Genomic DNA, 832 nt, shown 5'->3' on the forward strand with positions numbered 1-832 from the left:
CCGCAGGTGGCGGTGCGCGGTGGTGTGGTGCTGGTGCCGAGGGTGGTGGTGGACGAGTCCGCTGTGGTGGAGCCGGCCGGGTTTGGCTGTGATGGGACGGTGGTGATCACTGGTGGTACCGGTGGGCTGGGTTCGGTGGTGGCGCGGCATTTGGTGGCTGAGCACGGGGTGCGGAACCTGTTGTTGTTGAGCCGTCGTGGTGCGCGGGCTGAGGGTGCGGGTGAGTTGTGTGCGGAGTTGGAAGCCGCGGGCACGCGGGTTTCGGCCGTGGCGTGTGATGTGGCGGACCGGGACGCGGTGCTGGCCGCGCTGGACGGGTTGTCGGTGTCGGGTGTGGTGCATGCGGCGGGTGCGCTCGATGACGGTGTCGTGGGTTCGTTGACTCCGGAGCGGGTGGACACGGTGTTCGGTCCCAAGGTGGATGCGGCCGTGGTGCTGGACGAGGTGGTCCGCGGGGCCGGGGTGCCGTTCGTGGTGTTCTCCTCGGCGGCCGGGGTGCTCGGTGGTGCCGGGCAGGGTAACTACGCGGCGGCGAACGCGTTCTTGGATGCGTTGGTGCAGCGCAGGCGCGCGGCCGGGCTGTCGGGGACGTCGCTGGCGTGGGGTCCGTGGGCCCGGGTGACCGGTCTGACCGGCACTTTGGATGCCGACGAGTTCTCCCGGATCGTCCGCAGTGGAGTGTCGCCTTTGGAGGATTCCGAAGGGCTGGCGCTGTTCGACCACGGCCTGCGCGCGGGCACGTCGTTGATCTTCGCGACCCGCCTGAACCTGCCCGCGCTGCGCGGTCGCGGGGCGAGCCTGCCCCCGATCTACCGCGCACTCGTCCCCGCCC

The 832-nt window shown here is 70.8% G+C and carries 1 protein-coding gene; it reads left to right on the top strand.

Annotated features, from left to right (window positions below; translation table 11 throughout):
- On the top strand, nt 1-832 hold an 832-nt coding region (locus ABD256_RS44190), incomplete at both ends, for a beta-ketoacyl reductase (protein ID WP_344432406.1).

This window comes from Amycolatopsis minnesotensis (genome assembly GCF_039529815.1).
Taxonomy (GTDB): Bacteria; Actinomycetota; Actinomycetes; order Mycobacteriales; family Pseudonocardiaceae; genus Amycolatopsis; species Amycolatopsis minnesotensis.